This is a genomic window from Paenibacillus xylanilyticus (assembly GCF_013359935.1).
Classification (GTDB): Bacteria; Bacillota; Bacilli; order Paenibacillales; family Paenibacillaceae; genus Paenibacillus; species Paenibacillus xylanilyticus.
Genome location: NZ_JABMCB010000122.1, coordinates 1 through 20,434 on the forward strand (window position 1 = coordinate 1; position 20,434 = coordinate 20,434).

The 20,434-nt window shown below is 50.4% G+C and carries 18 protein-coding genes, 1 rRNA gene and 1 riboswitch; of the genes, 16 read left to right on the top strand and 3 right to left on the bottom strand.

Annotated features, from left to right (window positions below; translation table 11 throughout):
• A 5S ribosomal RNA gene (gene rrf / locus HP552_RS01955) occupies positions 1-100 on the top strand; the annotation flags it as partial.
• A gap of 126 nt (positions 101-226) precedes the next feature.
• On the opposite strand, the gene HP552_RS01960 is transcribed toward rrf, so the two are convergent.
• On the bottom strand, positions 227-781 hold the full coding sequence (locus HP552_RS01960) for an NADPH-dependent FMN reductase (RefSeq protein ID WP_175394032.1): 555 nt from the start codon (positions 779-781) through the stop codon (positions 227-229).
• Positions 782-1,086: 305 nt separating this feature from the next.
• On the opposite strand from HP552_RS01960, the gene HP552_RS01965 reads away from it, so the two are divergent.
• A complete protein-coding gene (locus HP552_RS01965; protein WP_175394033.1) occupies positions 1,087-2,091 on the top strand; it encodes a ketoacyl-ACP synthase III in 1,005 nt (334 codons plus the stop codon).
• Positions 2,092-2,220: 129 nt separating this feature from the next.
• Here HP552_RS01965 and HP552_RS01970 read toward each other — a convergent pair whose 3' ends face one another.
• Positions 2,221-4,155: an amidase family protein gene (locus HP552_RS01970; RefSeq protein WP_175394034.1), complete on the bottom strand. Its 1,935-nt coding sequence runs from the start codon at positions 4,153-4,155 to the stop codon at positions 2,221-2,223.
• A 352-nt stretch (positions 4,156-4,507) separates the two neighbouring features.
• On the opposite strand from HP552_RS01970, the gene HP552_RS01975 reads away from it, so the two are divergent.
• The 12 genes from HP552_RS01975 (at position 4,508) to purF (ending at position 17,757) form a co-directional block, all read left to right on the top strand.
• Complete coding sequence (locus tag HP552_RS01975; RefSeq protein ID WP_175394035.1) at positions 4,508-6,637, top strand: DNA topoisomerase III; 2,130 nt, start codon at positions 4,508-4,510, stop codon at positions 6,635-6,637.
• Positions 6,638-6,806: 169 nt separating this feature from the next.
• On the top strand, positions 6,807-6,944 hold the full coding sequence (locus HP552_RS01980; protein WP_167301682.1) for a hypothetical protein: 138 nt from the start codon (positions 6,807-6,809) through the stop codon (positions 6,942-6,944).
• A 129-nt stretch (positions 6,945-7,073) separates the two neighbouring features.
• A complete protein-coding gene (locus HP552_RS01985) occupies positions 7,074-7,337 on the top strand; it encodes a DUF1294 domain-containing protein (protein WP_175394036.1) in 264 nt (87 codons plus the stop codon).
• Between the two features lie 152 nt (positions 7,338-7,489).
• Entirely contained in the window at positions 7,490-7,924 is a 435-nt protein-coding gene (locus HP552_RS01990; protein WP_175394037.1) for a universal stress protein, read from the top strand.
• Positions 7,925-8,196: 272 nt separating this feature from the next.
• Positions 8,197-8,298, top strand: a riboswitch (purine riboswitch).
• 193 nt (positions 8,299-8,491) lie between these two features.
• Positions 8,492-8,977, top strand: a complete 486-nt coding sequence (gene purE, locus HP552_RS01995) for a 5-(carboxyamino)imidazole ribonucleotide mutase (RefSeq protein ID WP_095288499.1) — start codon at positions 8,492-8,494, stop codon at positions 8,975-8,977.
• Entirely contained in the window at positions 8,974-10,170 is a 1,197-nt protein-coding gene (gene purK, locus HP552_RS02000; protein ID WP_246310725.1) for a 5-(carboxyamino)imidazole ribonucleotide synthase, read from the top strand. The genes purE and purK overlap by 4 nt, the downstream gene beginning before the upstream one ends.
• On the top strand, positions 10,167-11,465 hold the full coding sequence (gene purB / locus HP552_RS02005; RefSeq protein WP_175394038.1) for an adenylosuccinate lyase: 1,299 nt from the start codon (positions 10,167-10,169) through the stop codon (positions 11,463-11,465). The genes purK and purB overlap by 4 nt, the downstream gene beginning before the upstream one ends.
• Before the next feature lie 233 nt (positions 11,466-11,698).
• The gene (locus HP552_RS02010; protein ID WP_175394039.1) at positions 11,699-12,574 is read left to right on the top strand and encodes a phosphoribosylaminoimidazolesuccinocarboxamide synthase; all 876 of its coding nucleotides are present in this window, start codon (positions 11,699-11,701) and stop codon (positions 12,572-12,574) included.
• A gap of 559 nt (positions 12,575-13,133) precedes the next feature.
• The gene (gene purS / locus HP552_RS02015; protein WP_175394040.1) at positions 13,134-13,379 is read left to right on the top strand and encodes a phosphoribosylformylglycinamidine synthase subunit PurS; all 246 of its coding nucleotides are present in this window, start codon (positions 13,134-13,136) and stop codon (positions 13,377-13,379) included.
• 4 nt (positions 13,380-13,383) lie between these two features.
• The gene (gene purQ / locus HP552_RS02020) at positions 13,384-14,073 is read left to right on the top strand and encodes a phosphoribosylformylglycinamidine synthase subunit PurQ (RefSeq protein WP_095288457.1); all 690 of its coding nucleotides are present in this window, start codon (positions 13,384-13,386) and stop codon (positions 14,071-14,073) included.
• A complete protein-coding gene (gene purL, locus HP552_RS02025; protein ID WP_175394041.1) occupies positions 14,051-16,294 on the top strand; it encodes a phosphoribosylformylglycinamidine synthase subunit PurL in 2,244 nt (747 codons plus the stop codon). The genes purQ and purL overlap by 23 nt, the downstream gene beginning before the upstream one ends.
• Positions 16,279-17,757: an amidophosphoribosyltransferase gene (gene purF, locus HP552_RS02030; protein WP_175394042.1), complete on the top strand. Its 1,479-nt coding sequence runs from the start codon at positions 16,279-16,281 to the stop codon at positions 17,755-17,757. Before purL ends, purF begins: the two co-directional genes overlap by 16 nt.
• Before the next feature lie 464 nt (positions 17,758-18,221).
• Here the strand turns inward: purF and HP552_RS02035 are convergent, their stop codons facing one another.
• Positions 18,222-18,518 carry a hypothetical protein gene (locus HP552_RS02035; protein WP_175394043.1) on the bottom strand — a complete coding sequence of 99 codons (297 nt, stop codon included), beginning with the start codon at positions 18,516-18,518 and terminating at the stop codon, positions 18,222-18,224.
• A 144-nt stretch (positions 18,519-18,662) separates the two neighbouring features.
• Between HP552_RS02035 and purM the strand changes: the two genes are divergently transcribed.
• Positions 18,663-19,703, top strand: a complete 1,041-nt coding sequence (purM, locus tag HP552_RS02040; RefSeq protein WP_175394044.1) for a phosphoribosylformylglycinamidine cyclo-ligase — start codon at positions 18,663-18,665, stop codon at positions 19,701-19,703.
• Entirely contained in the window at positions 19,703-20,320 is a 618-nt protein-coding gene (gene purN, locus HP552_RS02045; protein WP_175394045.1) for a phosphoribosylglycinamide formyltransferase, read from the top strand. Before purM ends, purN begins: the two co-directional genes overlap by 1 nt.
• Positions 20,321-20,434 lie beyond the last annotated feature (114 nt).

Genomic DNA, 20,434 nt, shown 5'->3' on the forward strand with positions numbered 1-20,434 from the left:
AGGGGTTCCACACGTACCCATCCCGAACACGACCGTTAAGCCCTCTAGCGCCGATGGTACTTGGACCGAAGGGTCCTGGGAGAGTAGGACGTTGCCAAGCAAAGAACCACTGCCGATGATATTCGGTGGTGGTTTTTATTTTACTATGAGTGAGTACTGATTATAATTTTTTAACAGCCCGATAGAACATTTCGGGCTGTTTTTTTGTTTTTAAGAAACATGTATATTACTTCTTCTCGATAGTAAGCACTTCAGCTAAGTGTAAAAGTGAATTTCGTAATGCCTTTTTGGTATCGGGGTCGATGACTTCACCTTGTTTGTTCATTTTCATTGTAATGTGAGGGATTGTAAATGAGGCGTCATATAGAATATGAGCATTAATCATGTTTAAAGTTAGCAGTATGGAAGCATGGGCTTTATCACCGCCCAATGGGCTGGGAGAAGCTGCAACGACCACTGTAGGTTTATTCATCCATTCTCCGGAAGATACAATCCAATCTAATGCATTTTTTAAAACACCCGGGATACCGTTCCCGTACTCAGGTGTACAGACCAGGACACCGTCTGCTTGTTTCAATTGGGATCTTAAATGTTGGACAGCAACTGGACCGTCATCTACATCCAGATCCGGGTTGAAGTGTGCGAGGTCATTCAACTGATCATATACTTGGAAGTTTAAAACAGAGGGAGCAAGTTCTATCATAGCCTGCATGAGTAGGGTGTTCGTGGATTGTTTTCGCAGGCTTCCGGAAATCGCAAGGATGTTAATGTCTCTTTCCATATGGTTAAATCCTCATCTCTATCTATCAGTAATGTTAAACGATTTGTTTATTGTCCACCTTAACGAATGAAGTGTCTATAGGTCATGGCTTTATTTAAGGCATTCTTCATATTAAACAGAAAAGGGGTTATCCTTCTTCATACGATCTACATGCCAAATGTAAGGTAATGAAGATTAGAAGGGCAGCAATGATTCACATTTATCCACGGAATAATCAACGATAAATCAATTTTCATCAAATTTTAGTACCAAGTACTAATACTTAGTGCTATAATAGTAAAAAAACTAACGAGGTGATCACCGGTATGATTCAATCGAAAGCAACGATTACGGCCATGGGCACTTATGTACCGGATCGTATATTAAGTAATGCTGATTTGGAAAAAATGGTGGATACCAATGATGAATGGATTGTGCAGCGCACTGGAATGAGAGAACGGCGTATTGCAGCTGAGGATCAGTATGTATCCGATCTGGCAGTCAAAGCTGTGGAAGACATGATTCGTCGATACGGTGTTAGCGTTCATGATGTTGATATGATTCTGGTGGCGACAAGTACACCGGAGTATGCTTTTCCGAGCACGGCATCCAGAGTACAAGCACAACTGAACATTCCTCAGACAGGGGCACTTGATTTGAGCGCAGCCTGCGCAGGATTTGTTTATGGACTGCAGTTGGCCGATAGCATGATTACCAGCGGTATGTATCGCAAAGTGCTGGTGATTGGCGCAGAGACATTATCGAAAATTACTGATTACACCGATCGTACGACATGCATTTTGTTTGGCGATGGAGCAGGAGCGTTTTTGTTGGAGCGGACAGAAGGACAGGGGAATACTCTCGCAGCGGTGTCCGGAACTCAGGGTGAGGGCGGCTTACATGTCTATAGCAGTGGGCTTTCCTCCGAGATGAATGGAGTATCCCTTCAGGGGAACGGACGCCTTGTGCAAAACGGCCGAGAAATATACAAATGGGCTGTCCGGCTGATTCCCGAGCAGCTGCCAAAACTCATTGCCAAAGCCGGACTGCAGGTTGAGCAGATTGACTGGTTCGTGCCGCATAGCGCCAACATGAGAATGATCGAGGCTGTGTGCGAGCGTGGTCCCGTCTCGCTGGAGCGTACACTGACCAGCATGGAATATCGCGGTAATACTTCAGCCGCATCCATACCTCTAGCGATTCAGTTGGCCGTGGATGAAGGAAAAGTGAAGCAGGGGCAGCGTCTCGCCTTGTTCGGATTCGGAGGCGGTCTAACCTATGCTGGACTTGTGATGGAATGGAGAGTTCCTGATTCGGATCTAACGAAGTAACATAGATGTCAGAGCAGTGGATTGGAAAACACAGATTGTTTTTACTGGTAATACAAAAAGTACACTCACCTCTCATGTTGAGGTAAGTGTACCTTTTGTTTATTTATGCATTTTTTTCAACGTGAAGAGTTATGGTGTAAGTTTAGGAGCTTGGCGGTGATGTGTGCCTTGCTCGTAGCTATAGGCCAGTTTGATCAATGTACCTTCATCAAAGGCACGGCCCAGGAATTCGATGCCTACAGGCAAACCGTCTGTAGTAAATCCAGCAGGTACGGTGATCGCCGGGAAACCGGAGAAAGGACTTAACCGGTTATTTCCACCCGAGTTCTGGCCTTCACCGATTACACCAGCAGCCTGTGTGGAAGTAGGATAGACGATGGCATCCAGGTTATTGTCTGCCATCACTTTGAGCAATGATTCACGCGTAATCTGAGTACGCTTCAGTACAATGTCTTTGTACTCGGTTGTTTCCAATGTTTCCCGTGCATCACGAGCCTTCATGGATTGCTCTTGAGTTTTGTCAAACTCTCCTGAAGCGATGATCTCCGACAGGCTGTGATATGGTGCTTCATCACCCAGTGACTCCAGATAGTCGTTGAGCTGGAACTTGAATTCATATCCGCTCAAGCTCGGATACTTATTGATTTCTTCCAGGTTCGGAATGCTGATTGGTACAGCGGTTGCACCGAGGGACTTCAGTTCTTCCACTGCATTGTTAATAACATCAGCAACTGCTTTCTCTTCCGCTTTGGTGCTTGGGATGAGCTCTGCGGCCACACCGATACGTGCACCTTTCAAGCCGTTCACATCCAGGAAATCGGTATAGCTGGACGGGATTTTGCCTACGGCGTAGGCTGTAGCAACATCATCTTTGTCATAACCCGCCGTAGCGTCCAGCATGATTGCTGCGTCACTAACCGTACGAGCCATAGGGCCACCCACATCCTGAGTCAGTGCCAGCGGGATGATCCCTTCACGGCTGGACAACCCGATTGTTGGACGGATACCAACAAGGCTGTTGAAGCTGGATGGAATACGGATCGATCCACCTGTGTCTGTACCCATGCCGGCTGCGGCAAAGTTGGAGGCAATGGCTGCCCCTGTTCCACCGCTGGAGCCACCAGGATAGTGATCCAGTGCGTAAGGGTTCAGAGTTTGTCCACCCAATGAACTGGATGTAGTAATGCCGAACGCAAATTCATGCAGGTTTGTTTTGCCCAGGATGATGGCACCGGCTTCCTTGAGCTTCTTCACCTGTTCCGCATCCTGGGAAGGTACGGAATCTTTCAGACAGATACAACCGGCAGTGGTAGGCATGTCATTTGTATCAAAGTTGTCTTTTACAAGTACCGGAATACCATGCAGAGGACCACGTGATCCTTGGGCTGCACGTTCTTCGTCCAAAGTCTCAGCTATTTGGAGTGCATCCGGATTCAAGGTCAATACTGCATTAATGCTAACACCCTGGTCATCGAATTTTTCAATCCGATCCAAATACATTTGAACCAGTTCCTTGGATGTAAGCTTTCCTTGCGTCATTGCAGCCTGAAGTTCCGTAATGGTCGCTTCCTCCAGAACAATTGGCTTTATGTAGTTATAAATGCGGTCTTTCAATATGGCGACATCATTTTCTGTTAGAACAGCGTTAGGCAGGAAGAGGGAATCCGTATATCCTTTCATTAATCCGGCGGCATTCAAGGCACCGATGGCACCTGCATAACTGGACTGGTCTGGTACATCCTTGAACGACTCTGTGGTGGACTCCAGCTTCAGCCAGGTTTGGAGGGCTAGAGCTGCATCCTTACGCTGTATGGTTTTGCCCGAGAGCTTGTCCATTGAAAAAGGCACACCTGCAAGTGTAGCGGCTTCTTCCATGGCTTCTGTAAACGCGGCGGCAGTGACAGGAGCCTTGCCAGCAGAAACTGCTGCGACCCTGGTTTTACTTGATGGCGCTGCCGTTGCGGCTGAGGCCAATGGTACGGCTCCTCCCCAAGTTGTAACGACGACTGCTCCCGTCAGTAACAGGGCTCCACTTTTTTTCAATACAGATCCATGATAAGTCATGCATCCACGCTCCCTTCTCTGTCTTAAATGATGTGTGTTAGCGAAACTGATCGATATGCTTTTGTCACATTTTAAGTAGATGTAAGGTATTCTTACAACACTCATATTTATCCAAAAAAACGGATACAAGCTGCATAAATATGGTTGTTTCTTTCAAATGCTCTTGATCCCGTGCACAGAAGAAATTTAATCAACTATATTTGTGTCATGTTTTATTACATATAAAAATTTAGGGAAAGGAATCAGATAAATAGTTTATCGTGATCGCGTCAGCAAACGGTTAGTACGAAATGATATAATGAAAGGATAGAACGAGGGTCATAAGGTGTAAGAAGAAAGGAAGAGATATGAAGTGAAAACATTGGTACTCGCAGAGAAACCGTCTGTGGCACGCGAAATAGCCAGAGTTATGGGCGCGCGTGATAAACATAAAAGTTATTTGGAAGGTCCTAAATATATTGTAACGTGGGCGCTTGGTCATCTGGTGGGACTGGCGGAACCTGAGGATTACGACAAGAAGTATGCCACTTGGAATCTCGAGGATTTGCCGATCCTACCTGAACGGGCGAAACTGAAGGTGTTGAGGGAGACGAATCATCAATATAAGGCCGTGCAGCAGCTCATGAAACGCCAGGATGTTGGTGAACTCGTCATCGCAACCGATGCCGCTCGTGAGGGAGAATTGCTCGCACGGTGGATCATGCAGATGGCCCAGTGGAAGAAGCCTTTCAAACGACTGTGGATTTCTTCCCAGACGGATAAGGCGATCAAGGAAGGATTTGCTTCACTGAAACCGGGGAGCCAGTTTGACCGTCTCTACGAATCGGCACGCTGTCGCGCAGAAGCAGACTGGATGATTGGGCTTAATGTGACGCGGGCGCTGACGGTTCGATTTAATGCACAGTTGTCTGCAGGGCGGGTACAGACTCCCACACTAGGCATGATCATGGACAGGGAAAATGAAATTAATGGATTTCGCTCACAGGAATATGAGACATTCACTGCGGATTTTGGAGAGTTTCAGGCCGTGTGGCGGGCCCCGGGTGGTGATTCTCGCATCTTCGATAGTCAGGATACCCAGGCATTGAAGAACCGGGTGGATGGACGTAAGGGGACCATTGCTCAGGTGAAAAAAAGTGAAAAGGTCGAGCCGCATCCACTGGCCTATGACCTGACGGAGCTGCAGCGTGACGCTAACCGCAAGTATGGCTTCTCTGCCAAGCAGACCTCCAACGTTCTTCAACGTCTCTATGAGCAGCACAAGCTGGTTACTTATCCGCGTACGGACAGCCGCTATCTGACGTCGGACATGACAGGTACGCTGAAAGAAAGACTGGATAGTGTAGCAGTCGGACCCTATGCGTCATTGGCGCGTCCATTGCTGCGGAAAAATCTGAATATCACTAAACGCATCGTTGATGATAGCAAGGTAACGGATCACCACTCCATCATTCCAACGGAACAGACCGTGCTGCTCAACCAGCTGAATCCAGAGGAGCGTAAACTGTATGATCTGATCGTACGCCGTTTTATCAGTCTGTTCTATCCAGCGGCAAAATACGATTCGGTAGCCATTACCGTTCAGGTTGGCAATGATTCCTTTCATGTCAAAGGAACCACGGTAAAAGACAGCGGCTGGCGCGAAGTATATGGCGGAGACTACAGTGATGACGATGATGAACGCACGGAGGATCAAGCAGACAATGGACGTGCTCTTTTGCCGGATGTGCAGCAGGGTCAGTCGGTTACCGTTCAGCGTTGTCATGTTAAAAGCGGGAGAACGATGCCGCCTAAACGGTACACTGAAGCAGCTCTGCTTGCTCAAATGGAGAAGCATGGACTCGGTACACCAGCTACACGAGCAGATATTATCGAGAAATTGGTCAGCTCAGATACCATTGATCGTCAAGGAAACAGCATGCATCCAACGGGAAAAGGGAAGCAACTGATCGAACTGGCTGCACCGCAGCTTCGCACACCGGAGTTAACAGCCCGCTGGGAGGCTGAACTGGAACGGATTGCCCGAGGACAGGGGAAACCGGGACCTTTTCTGGATGGTATACGTTCGATGGCAAAAGAGCTGGTCTCCACAGTGAAAGGTAGCAAGGCGGAGTACAAACCCCATAACGTGTCCAATAGTCACTGTCCGGATTGTAATGCACGTTTGCTTGAGAAGAAAGGGAAGCGCGGCAAGTTTCTCGTATGTCCCACTGAGGATTGTGGCTATCGCCGCTCGGCAGAGAAACGGTTATCCAACCGTCGTTGTCCGCAGTGTCACAAGAAGATGGAAATGAAGGAAGGAAAAGCGGGCTTGTATGTGCAATGTCTGCCTTGCGGCATCACGGAAGCCTTGGACAAAGACAAGCAGCACGTGAACAAACGCGAACAGCAAAAGCTGGTCAAGCAGTATGCCAAACAGGAATCCATCGGTTCCAATCTCGGCGATCTGTTGAAGGCAGCCATGGAGAAAAAAGGGGAATAATTGCCCTGAAAATGGTCTGTGGGGTACCTGCAGGGAAATCGTTGCCTAAACATCATGTTGGTATAAACAAAAGGTGGATACTGGTGAGGTTTTGTGAATTAAACCGCTTCGCGTGGTGCTGTATAAGATCCCTCCTTTTCAGGCAACGTAAGCCAAGGAGGTGACACAGATGCCGCATAACAAGCCAGAGAAAATTCATAACCAGCAGAACAAGGACAGCATCCGGGAAGAAAGCATCGGAGCACGTCCGACCAAGGCAGGCAAAAGAGTTCCCAGCCTGAACGGTATTCCTAAACAGGAATCTTAGGTTCTTAATGGGACTGATTATGGATTAATCTATTCTAGCGGCTCCCTTCTCGCGTTGATCATGTCCCTGCAGAGGACTATAATGGAGGAACAGGGAGATGTCCCGGGATAGGGGGACCGCTAGAATTATATGCAAACCGGACTCATATTGTGGTTTATATTTATCAACGTGGTAGGTTATCTGGTGATGTCAGATGACAAAAAGCGGGCGCAGCGACGTCGTGACCGTACACCCGAACGGACGTTATTCCTGCTTGCTTTTATTGGAGGTGCACTTGGGGTTTGGATCGCGATGTACCGGAAACGGCACAAAACCAAACATCCGAGCTTCACCATCGGAATTCCACTTCTATTGTTTCTGAATGCCGTCATCTATGGATATTTTCTGAAATAGAACATAGAGGTGCTGCCTGCTGCAACATGAGGTAATTGGTTCATATCGGCTTGATAACGTTTATAGGGTTACATGGTTCTGTATTTGTTTTTATGTCAGACCGGAGCATTTGGCTTCGGAGTTTCTACATATAAGGAAGGGACGGGATTTACATGTTATTCTCTAAAATATTAGTGGCTTACGACGGATCGAAAGCTTCAAACAAGGCACTGGATCGTGCGATTGAGCTGGCTAAGGTATCTCCGGATGCTGTCATTGATGTCATTCATGCCTTTGATTTCCCGCGTGTATTCATCGGGGAAGGGCTTGCGCCGCTGCCGCCATCACTCAATAATGATTATTACAACTTGGCTGTGCAGACGACGGATGAAGCCAAAGAACGCGTTAAAGCTGCGGGAGTTACGGCAAACGTGGACCTGATTCAGGGAGCGGCAGCAGAAGTACTGCTTGATTACGCTAAGGAAAATGGATCAGATGTTATTGTAATCGGAAGTCGTGGACTTGGCGGCATTCGTGAATTTGTGTTGGGCAGTGTCAGTCATAACGTAGTGCAGCATGCTCAAGTTCCTGTACTGATCGTGAAATAAGCAATATACATGTATGTATTAAAATAGTAGCGGGAAGCCGGCTGTCTTCGATCAACTGAAGAGAGGCCGGCTTTCTTTTATGGGATGAAATGGATATGCAAACCAAGAAAAGTGCCTCAATCACGAACAATACATTTGTCAATATGTTAAATGTTCGTCTTTAAGTTGACATTAGCTGTAGGGGATTGTTAGAATGTTAGATGTGTCGATCAGGTAAGAATAAGGTCGAGTAGGAACGAAAGCTGTACACGGCTGAACAGAAATGAGTCGTGGGATTGAAATAGATATTTGCTCGTATAACGCCGGGGATAAGGCCCGGAAGTATCTACCCGGAAACCGTAAATTTCCGGACTACGAGGAGATACGGCTGAGAGTCGCATGAATATGGATGCGGACAGCAAGCCCCCTTTTGGCATGCCCAAATGCGGGATACGTATTTCTTGGAGTCCGGTGTCCGGAGAAAATGTGATGTTTTCGCGGGTAGCGGATTTTTTCATTTCACGAGGAAACGCATTTATGCAAGTGATGTTGCTATCAAAAAAGCTCAGACGGGAGTTGGATGTATTCATGTCAGTGCAGGTCGCTGTAATTATGGGCAGCAAGTCGGATTGGGAAACGATGAAGCATGCGTGTGAGGTGCTGGACGAACTGGAGATTGGGTATGAAAAAAAGGTCGTATCCGCGCATCGCACACCAGATCTGATGTTTGAATATGCCGAGCAGGCCACCGAGCGTGGATTCAAGGTTATCATTGCAGGTGCAGGCGGAGCAGCACATCTTCCAGGTATGGTTGCTTCCAAAACGATGCTTCCGGTAATCGGAGTACCTGTGCAGTCCAAGGCATTGAATGGTCTCGATTCCCTGTTATCTATTGTTCAAATGCCTGGTGGAATCCCTGTTGCAACAGTAGCCATCGGGAAGGCAGGGGCAACCAATGCGGGGCTGCTTGCGGCCCAGATGATCGGCGCCTTCGATGAGGATGTCCGGAATCGCTGCGAAGCTCGCAGAGAGCGTATCAAACGTGAAGTACTGGAAAGCAGTGATGAGCTATGAGTAAAACGGAATTGAATGCTGCCGGGATGGCTGAACGCGTCCTGCTGCCAGGGAAAACGACCATTGGAATTCTGGGAGGCGGACAGCTTGGACGAATGCTGACGTTAGCCGGGACTGCGATGGGATACCGTTTTGTCACGCTGGATCCGGCGACGGATTCACCTTGTGGACAGGTAGCCCATCAGATTGAGGCGGCATATGACGATGAAGCTGCAGCACTTGAGCTGGCCCGTCAGTGTGATGTGATTACGTATGAGTTTGAAAATGTGGATGCAGGTGTTGCGGGCTTGCTGGAACGTGAATCCTATGTACCGCAAGGAAGTGCGTTATTGTATACCACCCAGCATCGGTTGCGTGAGAAACGGGCCATTGAAGCTGCAGGCGTAAGAGTGGCGCCTTATCGGGAAATTACAAGCAAGGATACCATGCAATCCGCTGTAAGCGAACTTGGTGTACCTTGTGTACTGAAGACAGTAACCGGAGGGTACGATGGCAAAGGCCAGCGGGTCATCCGGGATGCAAGCCAGGCAGCATCGGCTTATGATGAGCTTGCAGCTACCGGAGCGGAACTGGTGCTGGAGCAATTTATCAAGTTTGAATGCGAAATCTCCGTTGTCGTTGCACGAAGTACTAATGGGGAGATCAAGACATTCCCACCGGCGGAGAACATTCATGTGAATAACATTTTGCATGCATCGATCATTCCGGCAAGAGTGGCTACGAATATACAGATCGAAGCACAGAAGCTCGCAGCGGCTGTGGCCGAATCCTTGCAGGCGGTTGGATTGCTGGCGGTGGAGCTGTTTGTTGCGGCAGATGGAAGACTGTATGTGAACGAGCTGGCTCCAAGGCCGCATAATTCCGGTCACTACACGATGGAAGCCTGTGCGACCTCACAATTCGAGCAGCACATTCGTGCCATCTGCGGATTGCCGCTTGGAGACACTACACTGTTAAGTCCGGTCGTTATGGTCAATGTGCTTGGAGAACATCTGGAAGGAATCATCGCAAGAACGGGTCAACCTGATATCGAAGCGATGGAACTTGGTGTCATTCCCAAGCTTCATATATATGGCAAAGCCGATGCGAAAACAGGACGGAAGATGGGGCATGTCAATCTGCTCTGTCAGAATGTTGAAGAAGCATTGCAATGGATTGAACAAACTAATATCTGGAGGAATACAAATTCATGATCGAACGTTATAGTAGACCCGAAATGAGAGCCATCTGGACGGAGGAAAATAAATTCAAGTCCTGGTTGGAAGTTGAAATTTGTGCATGTGAAGCATGGGCGGAACTCGGTGTTATCCCTAAGGAAGAAGCAGCATTGCTTCGCCAAAACGCTTCTTTTGATATCGACCGCATCTATGAAATCGAGCAGGAAACACGTCATGATGTTATTGCTTTCACACGTACAGTATCCGAAAGTCTGGGTGCGGAGCGGAAATGGGTGCATTACGGACTGACCTCCACGGATGTCGTAGATACGGCTCTGGGTTATGTATTGCGTCAGGCGAATGAGATTCTGGAACGCGACATCGTGAATTTTATCGAAATCCTGCGTGACAAAGCACTGGCTTACCAGCACACACCGATGATGGGTCGTACACACGGGGTGCATGCCGAGCCAACAACCTTTGGTTTGAAAATGGCTTTGTGGCATGAAGAGATGAAACGGAACCTGGAACGTTTCCGCCATGCGGCAGACAACGTGCAGTACGGTAAAATCTCGGGTGCGGTAGGAACTTATGCGAACATCGATCCGTTTGTAGAAGAATTCGTCTGCGAGAAGCTGGGCACGAAGCCTGCACCGATCTCCACGCAAACCCTGCAGCGTGACCGTCATGCGGAATACATGGCCACACTGGCATTGATTGCAACATCCCTGGACAAGTTCGCTACTGAAGTTCGTGCACTGCAAAAGAGTGAATTCCGTGAAGTGGAAGAGGCATTTGCCAAAGGTCAAAAAGGATCATCTGCGATGCCGCACAAGCGTAACCCAATCGGTAGCGAAAACATCTCCGGTCTGTCCCGCGTCATTCGTGGACATATGGTATCGGCATACGAGAACGTAACCCTGTGGCATGAGCGTGATATCTCGCACTCTTCCGTAGAACGCGTCATCCTCCCGGATGCAACGATGCTGCTGAACTACATGCTGAACCGTTTCGGTAACATTGTGAAAAACCTGACGGTGTTCCCTGAAAACATGAAGCGCAACATGGAGCGTACCTTCGGTGTTCCATTCTCTGGACGCGTACTGACCAAGCTGATCGACAAAGGCTTCAGCCGTGAACAGGCATATGATACCGTTCAACCACGTGCCATGCAGGCATGGGAAGAACAACGTCAGTTCAAGGATATCGTGAAATCGACACCGGAAATCACCGAAGTGCTGAGCGAAGAGGAAATCGAAGATGCATTCAACCCGTCCTGGCACCTGAAGCACGTGGACACGATCTTCAAGAAGCTTGGCTTGACCAACTAATTTCTCTAATAAGGCTAGAGAACAGAATGATGGGCCAGCAAGGAACGGAGAGGACAGAGCAAATCTGCAGAAGCAGAGCGTTCGCCTTTATCCCCGGATTTTCACTTTATAAAAGTGGATCATAAAAATCTGGGGATAACAGCGATCGGAAGATTGTTCTGGCATCGGAGTGGAGTGTGCACCATCGCGGTTCTGTTCATAGCCTTATATCTCCTGAAAGAAGGTGAGCCTCCATGGCACTGTCCACAGCGGCAGATCTCGTTAAAGCACCTCTGTTATATAAAGGAAAAGTACGTGAATTGTACGACCTGGGGGAACATTTTCTGATCGTGGTCACGGACCGAATTTCGGCTTTTGACTACGTGCTGGACCCGGCGGTTCCCGAGAAAGGCAATGTGCTGAATAAACTCAGCAGCTTCTGGTTTGAACTGACGAGGGACATGATGGACAACCATGTGGTGCACACGGACCTGAACCGATTGGGTGACCTGATTGTGGAACCGGAACTTCTGAAAGATCGGATTATGGTGACCCGCAAAGCTGAACGCATTGATATCGAATGTGTAGTGCGTGGATACATTACTGGAGGCGGATGGAGACAGTATGAGAAGAGCGGAGAGGTCAACGGCATCCAACTGCCGGAAGGACTTCGCAAAAACGCCAAGCTCGAAAGCCCCATTTTCACCCCGGCAGCCAAAAATGATGTAGGTCATGACGAAGACATCCCGATGGACCGAATGAAAGAACTGGTTGGGGATACGCTGGCAATGGAGCTTCAGGAAAAAAGCCTGCGTCTGTATGAATTCGCTCGGGATTACTGTAACCAGCGTGGGATCATCCTCGCAGACTGCAAATTTGAGTTTGGTATCGTGGATGGCAAGGTTATCCTGATCGACGAAATTTTCACCCCGGATGCTTCGCGCTTCTGGGCCAAAGAAAATTACGCACTCGACATCGAGATCGACAGCATGGACAAAGAACCGGTGCGCACCTATCTGGCAGGATCCGATTGGGACAAGAACAGTAAGCCCGATCCGCTGCCACAAGCGGTGGTGGAGGCAACAACAGCAAGATACGTCGATATTTATAACCGTTTAACGGAAAAGTAAGTTTGAGCAAGCTGCGGGAATGTTTGGCTTTCGATCGCTGTTGCCCCCGGAATGTTTTGGTTGGGATCCATTTTCAAAAGGAAACATTCCGGTTGCAAAGGCGAACGCTCCGCTTCTCCAGCTCAATCTTTCCCTCCGCCAGTATCAAACTGGGGATGAGGCAATTTAGAGCATCGGCTTCCGTCAGTTAGGAAAGCCAGAAAAAGTTGCGAGATAAAAAACACTGACTACGTAAGTAACTTGAAGACCATTTCATCGATTCACGGAATGGTCAGGTATCACGCTAGACCATTACACACCGTGCAACGTAAAAAATTTAAGCCTTTAAAAAAACGTCGCATGGACTAGCGAAGGGGCGGAATTGTTCTTAAAGGAGCGTTAGCGTTCGCCTTTGTCCCCAGGTTTTGACCGCACAGCGGTTCAAAATAATCAGAAAAACCTGGGGACAACAGCGACCGGAAGAACAATCCGCCCCGAAGCAAGCTCCAAGCTCCCAAACCACTTTTTTAACAGCATAAAGCATTTATCCCGTTCATTACTGAGGAGGAACATAAGGATCATGATCAAAGCAACCGTCTATGTCACTATTAAGCAAAGCGTACTCGACCCGCAAGGAGTAGCCGTTCAAGGCGCCCTGCACTCGATGGGATTCAATGAAGTGGAAAGTGTACGGATCGGTAAAGTCATGGAACTGACCCTGGATACGACAGATCGTGAAGAAGCGGAAAAACGTTTGACTGTGATGTGCGAGAAGCTGCTGGCCAACACCGTTGTTGAAGATTACCGCTACGAATTGGAGGGTTAATCCCATGAAATTTGCAGTTCTTGTGTTTCCTGGCTCCAACTGCGATATTGACTGTTACAAAGCAGTAGAAGACGCCATTGGGCAAGAGGTTGATTATGTATGGCACACGGCAACGGATCTATCGGCGTATGATTGTATCCTGGTTCCGGGTGGTTTCTCCTATGGAGACTACTTGCGCTGTGGGGCGATTTCCCGCTTCGCACCAGTAATGAATGAGGTAGCCAAGGCTGCTGAACAAGGCAAATATATTCTCGGTATTTGCAACGGATTCCAGATCCTGACCGAAGCGGGACTGCTTCCGGGAGCATTGATCCGCAATATGTCATTGAAATTCCGTTGTCATGATACGGTATTGAAAGTGACGAATGCAGATACACCATTTACACGTGACTATGCTCCAGGGGAAGAAATTATCATCCCGATTGCTCACGGTGAAGGAAACTATTACTGCGACGAGGAGACGCTGGCGAGTTTGCAGGCGAACAACCAGATCGTATTTACGTATGGCAGTAACCCGAACGGTTCCCTGGGCGATATCGCAGGAATCTGTAATGAGGGCGGAAACGTGGTCGGCATGATGCCGCATCCGGAGCGCGCAGTGGACTCGCTGCTGGGCTCAGAAGACGGCAAACGTATGTTTACATCTATTTTGAAAGCATGGAGGGATCGGCATGACGCAGCAGCTATCCGCTAAGGAACCGACAGCAGAACAGGTCGCAGAACATAAACTTTACGCACAAATGGGCGTGTCGGACAGCGAGTATGAGCTGATCTGTGAATTCATGGGACGCAAGCCGAATTACACGGAAATCGGTGTATTTAGTGTCATGTGGTCCGAGCACTGTGCGTACAAAAACTCCAAGCCGTTGTTGCGCCGTTTCCCAACCAGTGGACCACGTGTCCTGATGGGACCGGGTGAAGGTGCCGGGATCGTGGATATCGGTGACAACCAGGCGGTTGTATTCAAAATTGAAAGCCATAACCACCCTTCCGCGGTTGAGCCTTACCAAGGTGCGGCAACAGGTGTGGGCGGCATCATTCGTGATATTTTCTCCATGGGTGCCAGACCGGTAGCCCTGCTGAACTCGCTTCGTTTCGGCAAGCTGGAGAGTGACCGCGTGAAATACCTGTTTGAACATGTCGTTTCCGGTATTGCCGGTTATGGTAACTGTATCGGAATTCCAACGGTAGCTGGGGAAGTTATGTTCGACGAAAGTTATGAAGGCAACCCACTTGTAAATGCAATGTGCGTAGGCTTGATCGATCATGACAAAATCCAGCGCGGTGTAGCCAAGGGCGTAGGAAACCCGGTGTACTACGTTGGTCCTCCAACTGGCCGCGACGGAATTCACGGCGCAACGTTTGCATCGGTAGAACTGACGGAAGAATCCGAGTCCAAGAAGACAGCGGTTCAAGTCGGTGACCCATTCATGGAGAAACTCGTGATGGAATCCTGTCTGGAACTGATCGACACAGGGATCGTGCTTGGTATTCAGGATATGGGTGCAGCAGGCCTGACGTGCTCCAGTGCGGAGATGGCAAGTAAAGCGGGTAATGGTCTGGAATTGTATCTGGATCAGGTACCACAGCGTGAAGAAGGCATGACGCCTTATGAGATGATGCTGTCCGAGTCCCAGGAACGGATGCTGTTCGTTGTTGAGCCGAAGGATGAGGCGCAGGCCATGGAGATTTTTGAACGTTGGGGCGTCATCTGTGCAAAAGTCGGTAAAGTTACCGATGACGGACGTTTGAAGCTGTACCATCACGGCGAAGTGGTTGGTGACATGCCAGTTACAGCGCTGGTGGACGAGTGTCCGGTGTACAACAAGCCATCTTCGGTACCGGCTTACTACGAGCAAAGCGCTTCAATCGACACCCTGCGTTACGATGAAGTGTCGGATCTCGGCGGCGCGCTGAAACAGGTGTTGGCTTCGCCTACGGTAGCAAGCAAAAAGTGGGTTTACGATCAATACGATTATATGGTGCGTACCAGCACTGCAGTTCGTCCAGGCTCGGATGCAGCGGTTATTACCATTCGCGGAACTCGCAAAGGTCTGGCGATGACAACGGACTGTAACGGACGTTATGTCTATCTGGATCCTGAAGTAGGCGGACGGATTGCCGTGAGTGAAGCAGCGCGTAACATTGTATGTTCCGGTGCAGAGCCGCTGGCGATTACGGACAACCTGAACTTTGGTAACCCGGAGAAGCCGGATATCTTCTGGCAGATGGAAAAAGCGGTAGACGGTATGGCAGAAGCTTGCCGCGTGCTGGATACACCGGTTATTGGTGGTAACGTGAGTTTGTATAACGAAAACGCCAAAGGCTCGATCTATCCAACGCCAGTGGTCGGTATGGTAGGTCTCGTTCATGACACGGATCATATCACGACACAAGGATTCAAATCCGAAGGCGATGTCATTATCCTCCTCGGTGAGACCAAAGCTGAGCTGGGCGGCAGCGAGCTGCAATACGCGGTTCATGGCAAAACGGAAGGCCGTCCGCCAGAGCTGAATTTGCAAACCGAAAAAGCGTTGCTCAGCACCGTGCTGGAAGCCATCCAATCCGGACTTGTTCGCTCGGCACATGACTTGTCTGAAGGCGGTCTGGCTGTGGCATTGGCAGAATCCTGCATCAGCGGCAACGTGGGTGCACAGGTCAATGTGGAAACTGCACTGCGTGCAGATCATGCGCTCTTTAGTGAGAGCCAGTCCCGTATCCTGCTGTCGGCTTCACCGGAGCAAGCGGGCCAACTTGAAGCGTTTGTACGTGAGCGCGGGGTACCTGTAGCTGTGATTGGACGTGTAGAAGGAAGTAACTTGACGATCGAATTGAACGGAACATCAGCCGTGAACGAACCTGTAGGAGGTTTGGCTCAGGTCTGGGAGGATGCGATTCCATGTCTCATGAACTGACGACAGGACAGTGGTGGACAGGCGATTATTATAACGAGGGGTCCGGCAAGGAAGGACTCGACAAATTGAAGGAAGAATGCGGAGTGTTCGGGGTGTTCAAACACCCTGACGCTGCATCGCTCTCCTATTATGGTTTGCACGCCCTGCAGCATCGAGGCGAAGAAAGTGCAGGCATGTGTGTAAGTGACGGCAATGAATTCCACTATCATCGCGGTATGGGTCTGGTGAAGGAAGTGTTCACCAAAGATCTGATGCAGACCCTGTCCGGTGATATTTCCATAGGTCACGTTCGGTATTCCACAAGCGGTGACAGTAAACTGACAAACGCTCAGCCTTTGGTTTTCAAATATCGTGACGGAGATCTGGCCGTAGCAACCAACGGGAATATCGTGAATGCACCAACCATCCGTCGTGAACTGGAACAGAGCGGATCGATCTTCCAGACAACCAGTGATACGGAGGTCATTGCGCATCTGATTGCACGTTCATCGAAGGGTTTGGTGGAAGCTGCTAAGGATGCATTCCAGCGTATTGTCGGTGGTTATGCGTTTCTGATCATGACCAACGACAAGCTGCTCGTTGCTTCTGATCCCCATGGTCTGCGTCCGCTGACGATGGGCAAATTGGGGGATGCGTATCTGTTCGCATCCGAGACTTGTGCGCTTGAAACGATCGGCGCGGAATTGATCCGCGATATTGAACCGGGTGAGCTGCTGGTATTGGACGCAGATGGTTTGCATGAAGACCGCTTCGACCATCACAAACACCGCAAGGCGCTGTGTGCGATGGAATATATTTATTTTGCCCGTCCGGATAGTGATATGAATGGTGCCAACCAGCACGCTGCTCGTAAGCGGATGGGTGGACGCATGGCGATCGAATCATTTGTGGATGCCGATCTGGTCACAGGTGTACCGGACTCCAGTATTTCCGCGGCAATTGGATATGCTGAGCAAACTGGTATCCCATATGAGATGGGCATGATCAAGAACAAATACACCGGACGTACGTTTATCCAGCCAAGTCAGGAATTGCGTGAGCAGGGCGTGAAGATGAAGCTGAGCGCCGTGCGCCGTGTGGTTGAAGGCAAACGCGTTGTCATGATTGATGATTCCATTGTACGGGGTACGACATCCCGCCGGATCGTGAACATGCTGCGTGATGCCGGAGCAACCGAAGTACACGTACGAATAACGTCGCCGCCGTTCAAAAACCCGTGTTTCTACGGCATCGATACGCCCGACAGCCGCGAACTTATCGCCTCACAGCTGTCGGTGGAAGAGATCTGTCGTGAGATCAACGCGGACTCCCTGGCTTTTCTCAGTCCCGATGGACTGATTGCATCGATTCAGGGAGACAATCAGGATGACTATAAAGGCGGGCTCTGCCTCGCATGTTTCGATAATGATTACCCAACCAACCTCGACTTCGGCGGCGAAGAGAAATTCGGCTGCAGCTGCTAAGCAGCCCAAGCCCATAGCCCCGCCTTAAGGAGCAACAGGGGCTCAGGCAGCAAGGCGAAGCAGCTGCCCCGGGCATCGCCCGAGCCCATAAGCCCCGCCTTGCGGAGCAACAGGGGCTCAGGCAGCAAGGCGAAGCAGCTGTCCCGGGCATCGCCCGAGCCCATAGCCCCGCCTTGCGGAGCAACAGGGGCCAGGCAGCAAGGCGAAGCAGCTGCCACCTGGCATCGCCCGAGCCCTTAAGCCCCGCCTTGCGGAGCAACAGGGGCACAGGCAGCAAGGCGAAGCAGCAGCCACCGGGCCCTGCCCGAGCCCTTCAGCCCCGCCTTGCGGAGCAACAGGGGCTCAGGCAGCGGTGCGAAGCAGCTGCCACCGGGCATTGCCCGAGCCCTTCAGCCTCGCCTTGCGGAGCAACAGGGGCACAGGCAGCGGTGCAAAGCAGCAGCCGCCGTGCGCCGCCCGAGCCCTTAAGCCCCGCCTTGCGGAGCAACAGGGGCACAGGCAGCAAGGCGAAGCAGCTGCCACCGGGCCCCGCCCGAGCCATTAGCCCCGCCTTGCGGAGCAACAGGGGCACAGGCAGCGGAGCGAAGCAGCTGCCACCGGGCACTGCCCGATCCCTTAAGCCCCGCCTTGCGGAGCAACAGGGGCACAGGCAGCAAGGCGAAGCAGCTGCCCAAGCGGGCTTGCCCCGCAGCGCAGTCAAGCGTGGTTCGCCTAGGCGCGGCTAAAAGCCAGCGGCATGGCGAACAAACACGCGAGCACATGAACGAACCAACCATAGCAAGATCATACCAGCCACCTCAGCACCGCTTGTTTGGCGGGTGTCCAGAGGGCCTGCCAAGGTCCTTTGGGGTCCTCCCGGGTGGGAGGATTTAGGAGGGGCGAAAATCATTGAGGAGTGATTCCACTTGTCAGAAGCATATAAAAAGGCCGGCGTCGATATCGCGGCAGGTAATGAAGCGGTTGAACGGATGAAAAAACACGTGAAGCGTACCTTCCGTCCGGAAGTGATGACAGATCTGGGTGGATTCGGAGCCCTGTTCGGTTTGAACAAAGATAAATATGATGAGCCGGTACTCGTTTCCGGTACTGACGGCGTAGGAACCAAGCTGAAAATCGCGTTTGCCATGGACCGTCACGATACCATTGGAATCGACGCCGTGGCCATGTGTGTGAACGACATTGTGGTGCAGGGCGCTGAGCCGCTCTTTTTCCTCGACTACCTGGCATGTGACAAAGTCATCCCCGAGAAGATCGAAGCTATCGTTGCCGGAATTGCTGAAGGATGTCACCAGTCCGGTTGTGCGCTGATCGGCGGCGAGACGGCTGAGATGCCGGGCATGTACAGCGAAGGGGAATACGATATAGCCGGATTTACGGTGGGGATCGTGGACAAAGCCAAAATCATCAACGGTACGACCATCTCTCCAGGCGACACAGTGATTGGACTGGCTTCCAGCGGTGTTCACAGCAACGGATTCTCGCTGGTACGCAGACTTTTGTTGGAGGAAGCCGGGTTGGACCTGCATGATGAAGTAGCCGAACTGGGCGGCAAGCTGGGTGATGCACTTCTGGAGCCAACAAAGATCTATGTGAAACCACTCCTCTCCTTGCTGGAAAAGGTCAACGTAAAAGGCATGGCACACATCACGGGTGGAGGCTTCATCGAGAACATTCCGCGGATGCTGCCTGGCAGAGTCAATGTAGATATTGATTACGGTTCATGGCCGATCCTGCCGATCTTCAACCTGCTGCAGGAGAAAGGGTCTGTCTCGAACCGCGATATGTTCACCACGTTTAACATGGGGATTGGGCTTGTGCTGGTCGTGAACGAAGCAGACGCAAGTGAAGCTCTGGCGCAGTTAAAAGCTTCTGGCGAAGAAGCGTACATCATTGGACGTGTGACTGAAGGAGATGCACGAGTAACCTTCACGGGAGCGGATGTTTAATGGCGAACTACCGGATTGCCGTATTTGCCTCTGGTGAAGGGTCAAACTTTCAGGCATTGGTGGATGCAGAACGGAACGGAAGACTGGATGCATCCGTAGATCTGCTGGTATGCGACAAGCCGGCTGCACGCGTTGTGCAGCGGGCCCAGGATGCAGGCGTGGATTGTCATCTGTTCACCCCGAAAAATTATGATTCCCGGGAGGCCTACGAGGCCGAGATCGTGGAAGTGCTTGAATCCAAAAACATTGATCTGGTTGTCCTTGCCGGATACATGAGATTGCTGACTTCTGTCGTAGTGGATCGGTATGCAGGACGGTTGATTAATATCCATCCGTCCTTGCTGCCAGCATTCGCAGGCAAGGATGCGATCGGTCAGGCGTTGGACTATGGCGTTAAAGTTACCGGGGTAACGGTGCACTTTGTGGATGGCGGGATGGACACTGGGCCAATTATTGCTCAGCATCCGGTACCTATTCTGCCTGAGGATACGGCTGAATCGATCAGCCGCTCCATTCATGCTGCAGAGCAGCAGTTGTATCCGGAAGTTGTTTCCTGGTTCGCTCAGGGATTGGTCAAGTTGGAAGGCCGTCAGGTTACGGTTCGGAAACCGGATTGATATAAGGTGGACTACGTTTACACATTAACGGAGAGGACAGAAAAAACCTGAAAAAGCGAAGCGTTTGCCTAAAAGCTTTCTGAAAGAAAGCTGTATCGTAAGCATACGCTTTAT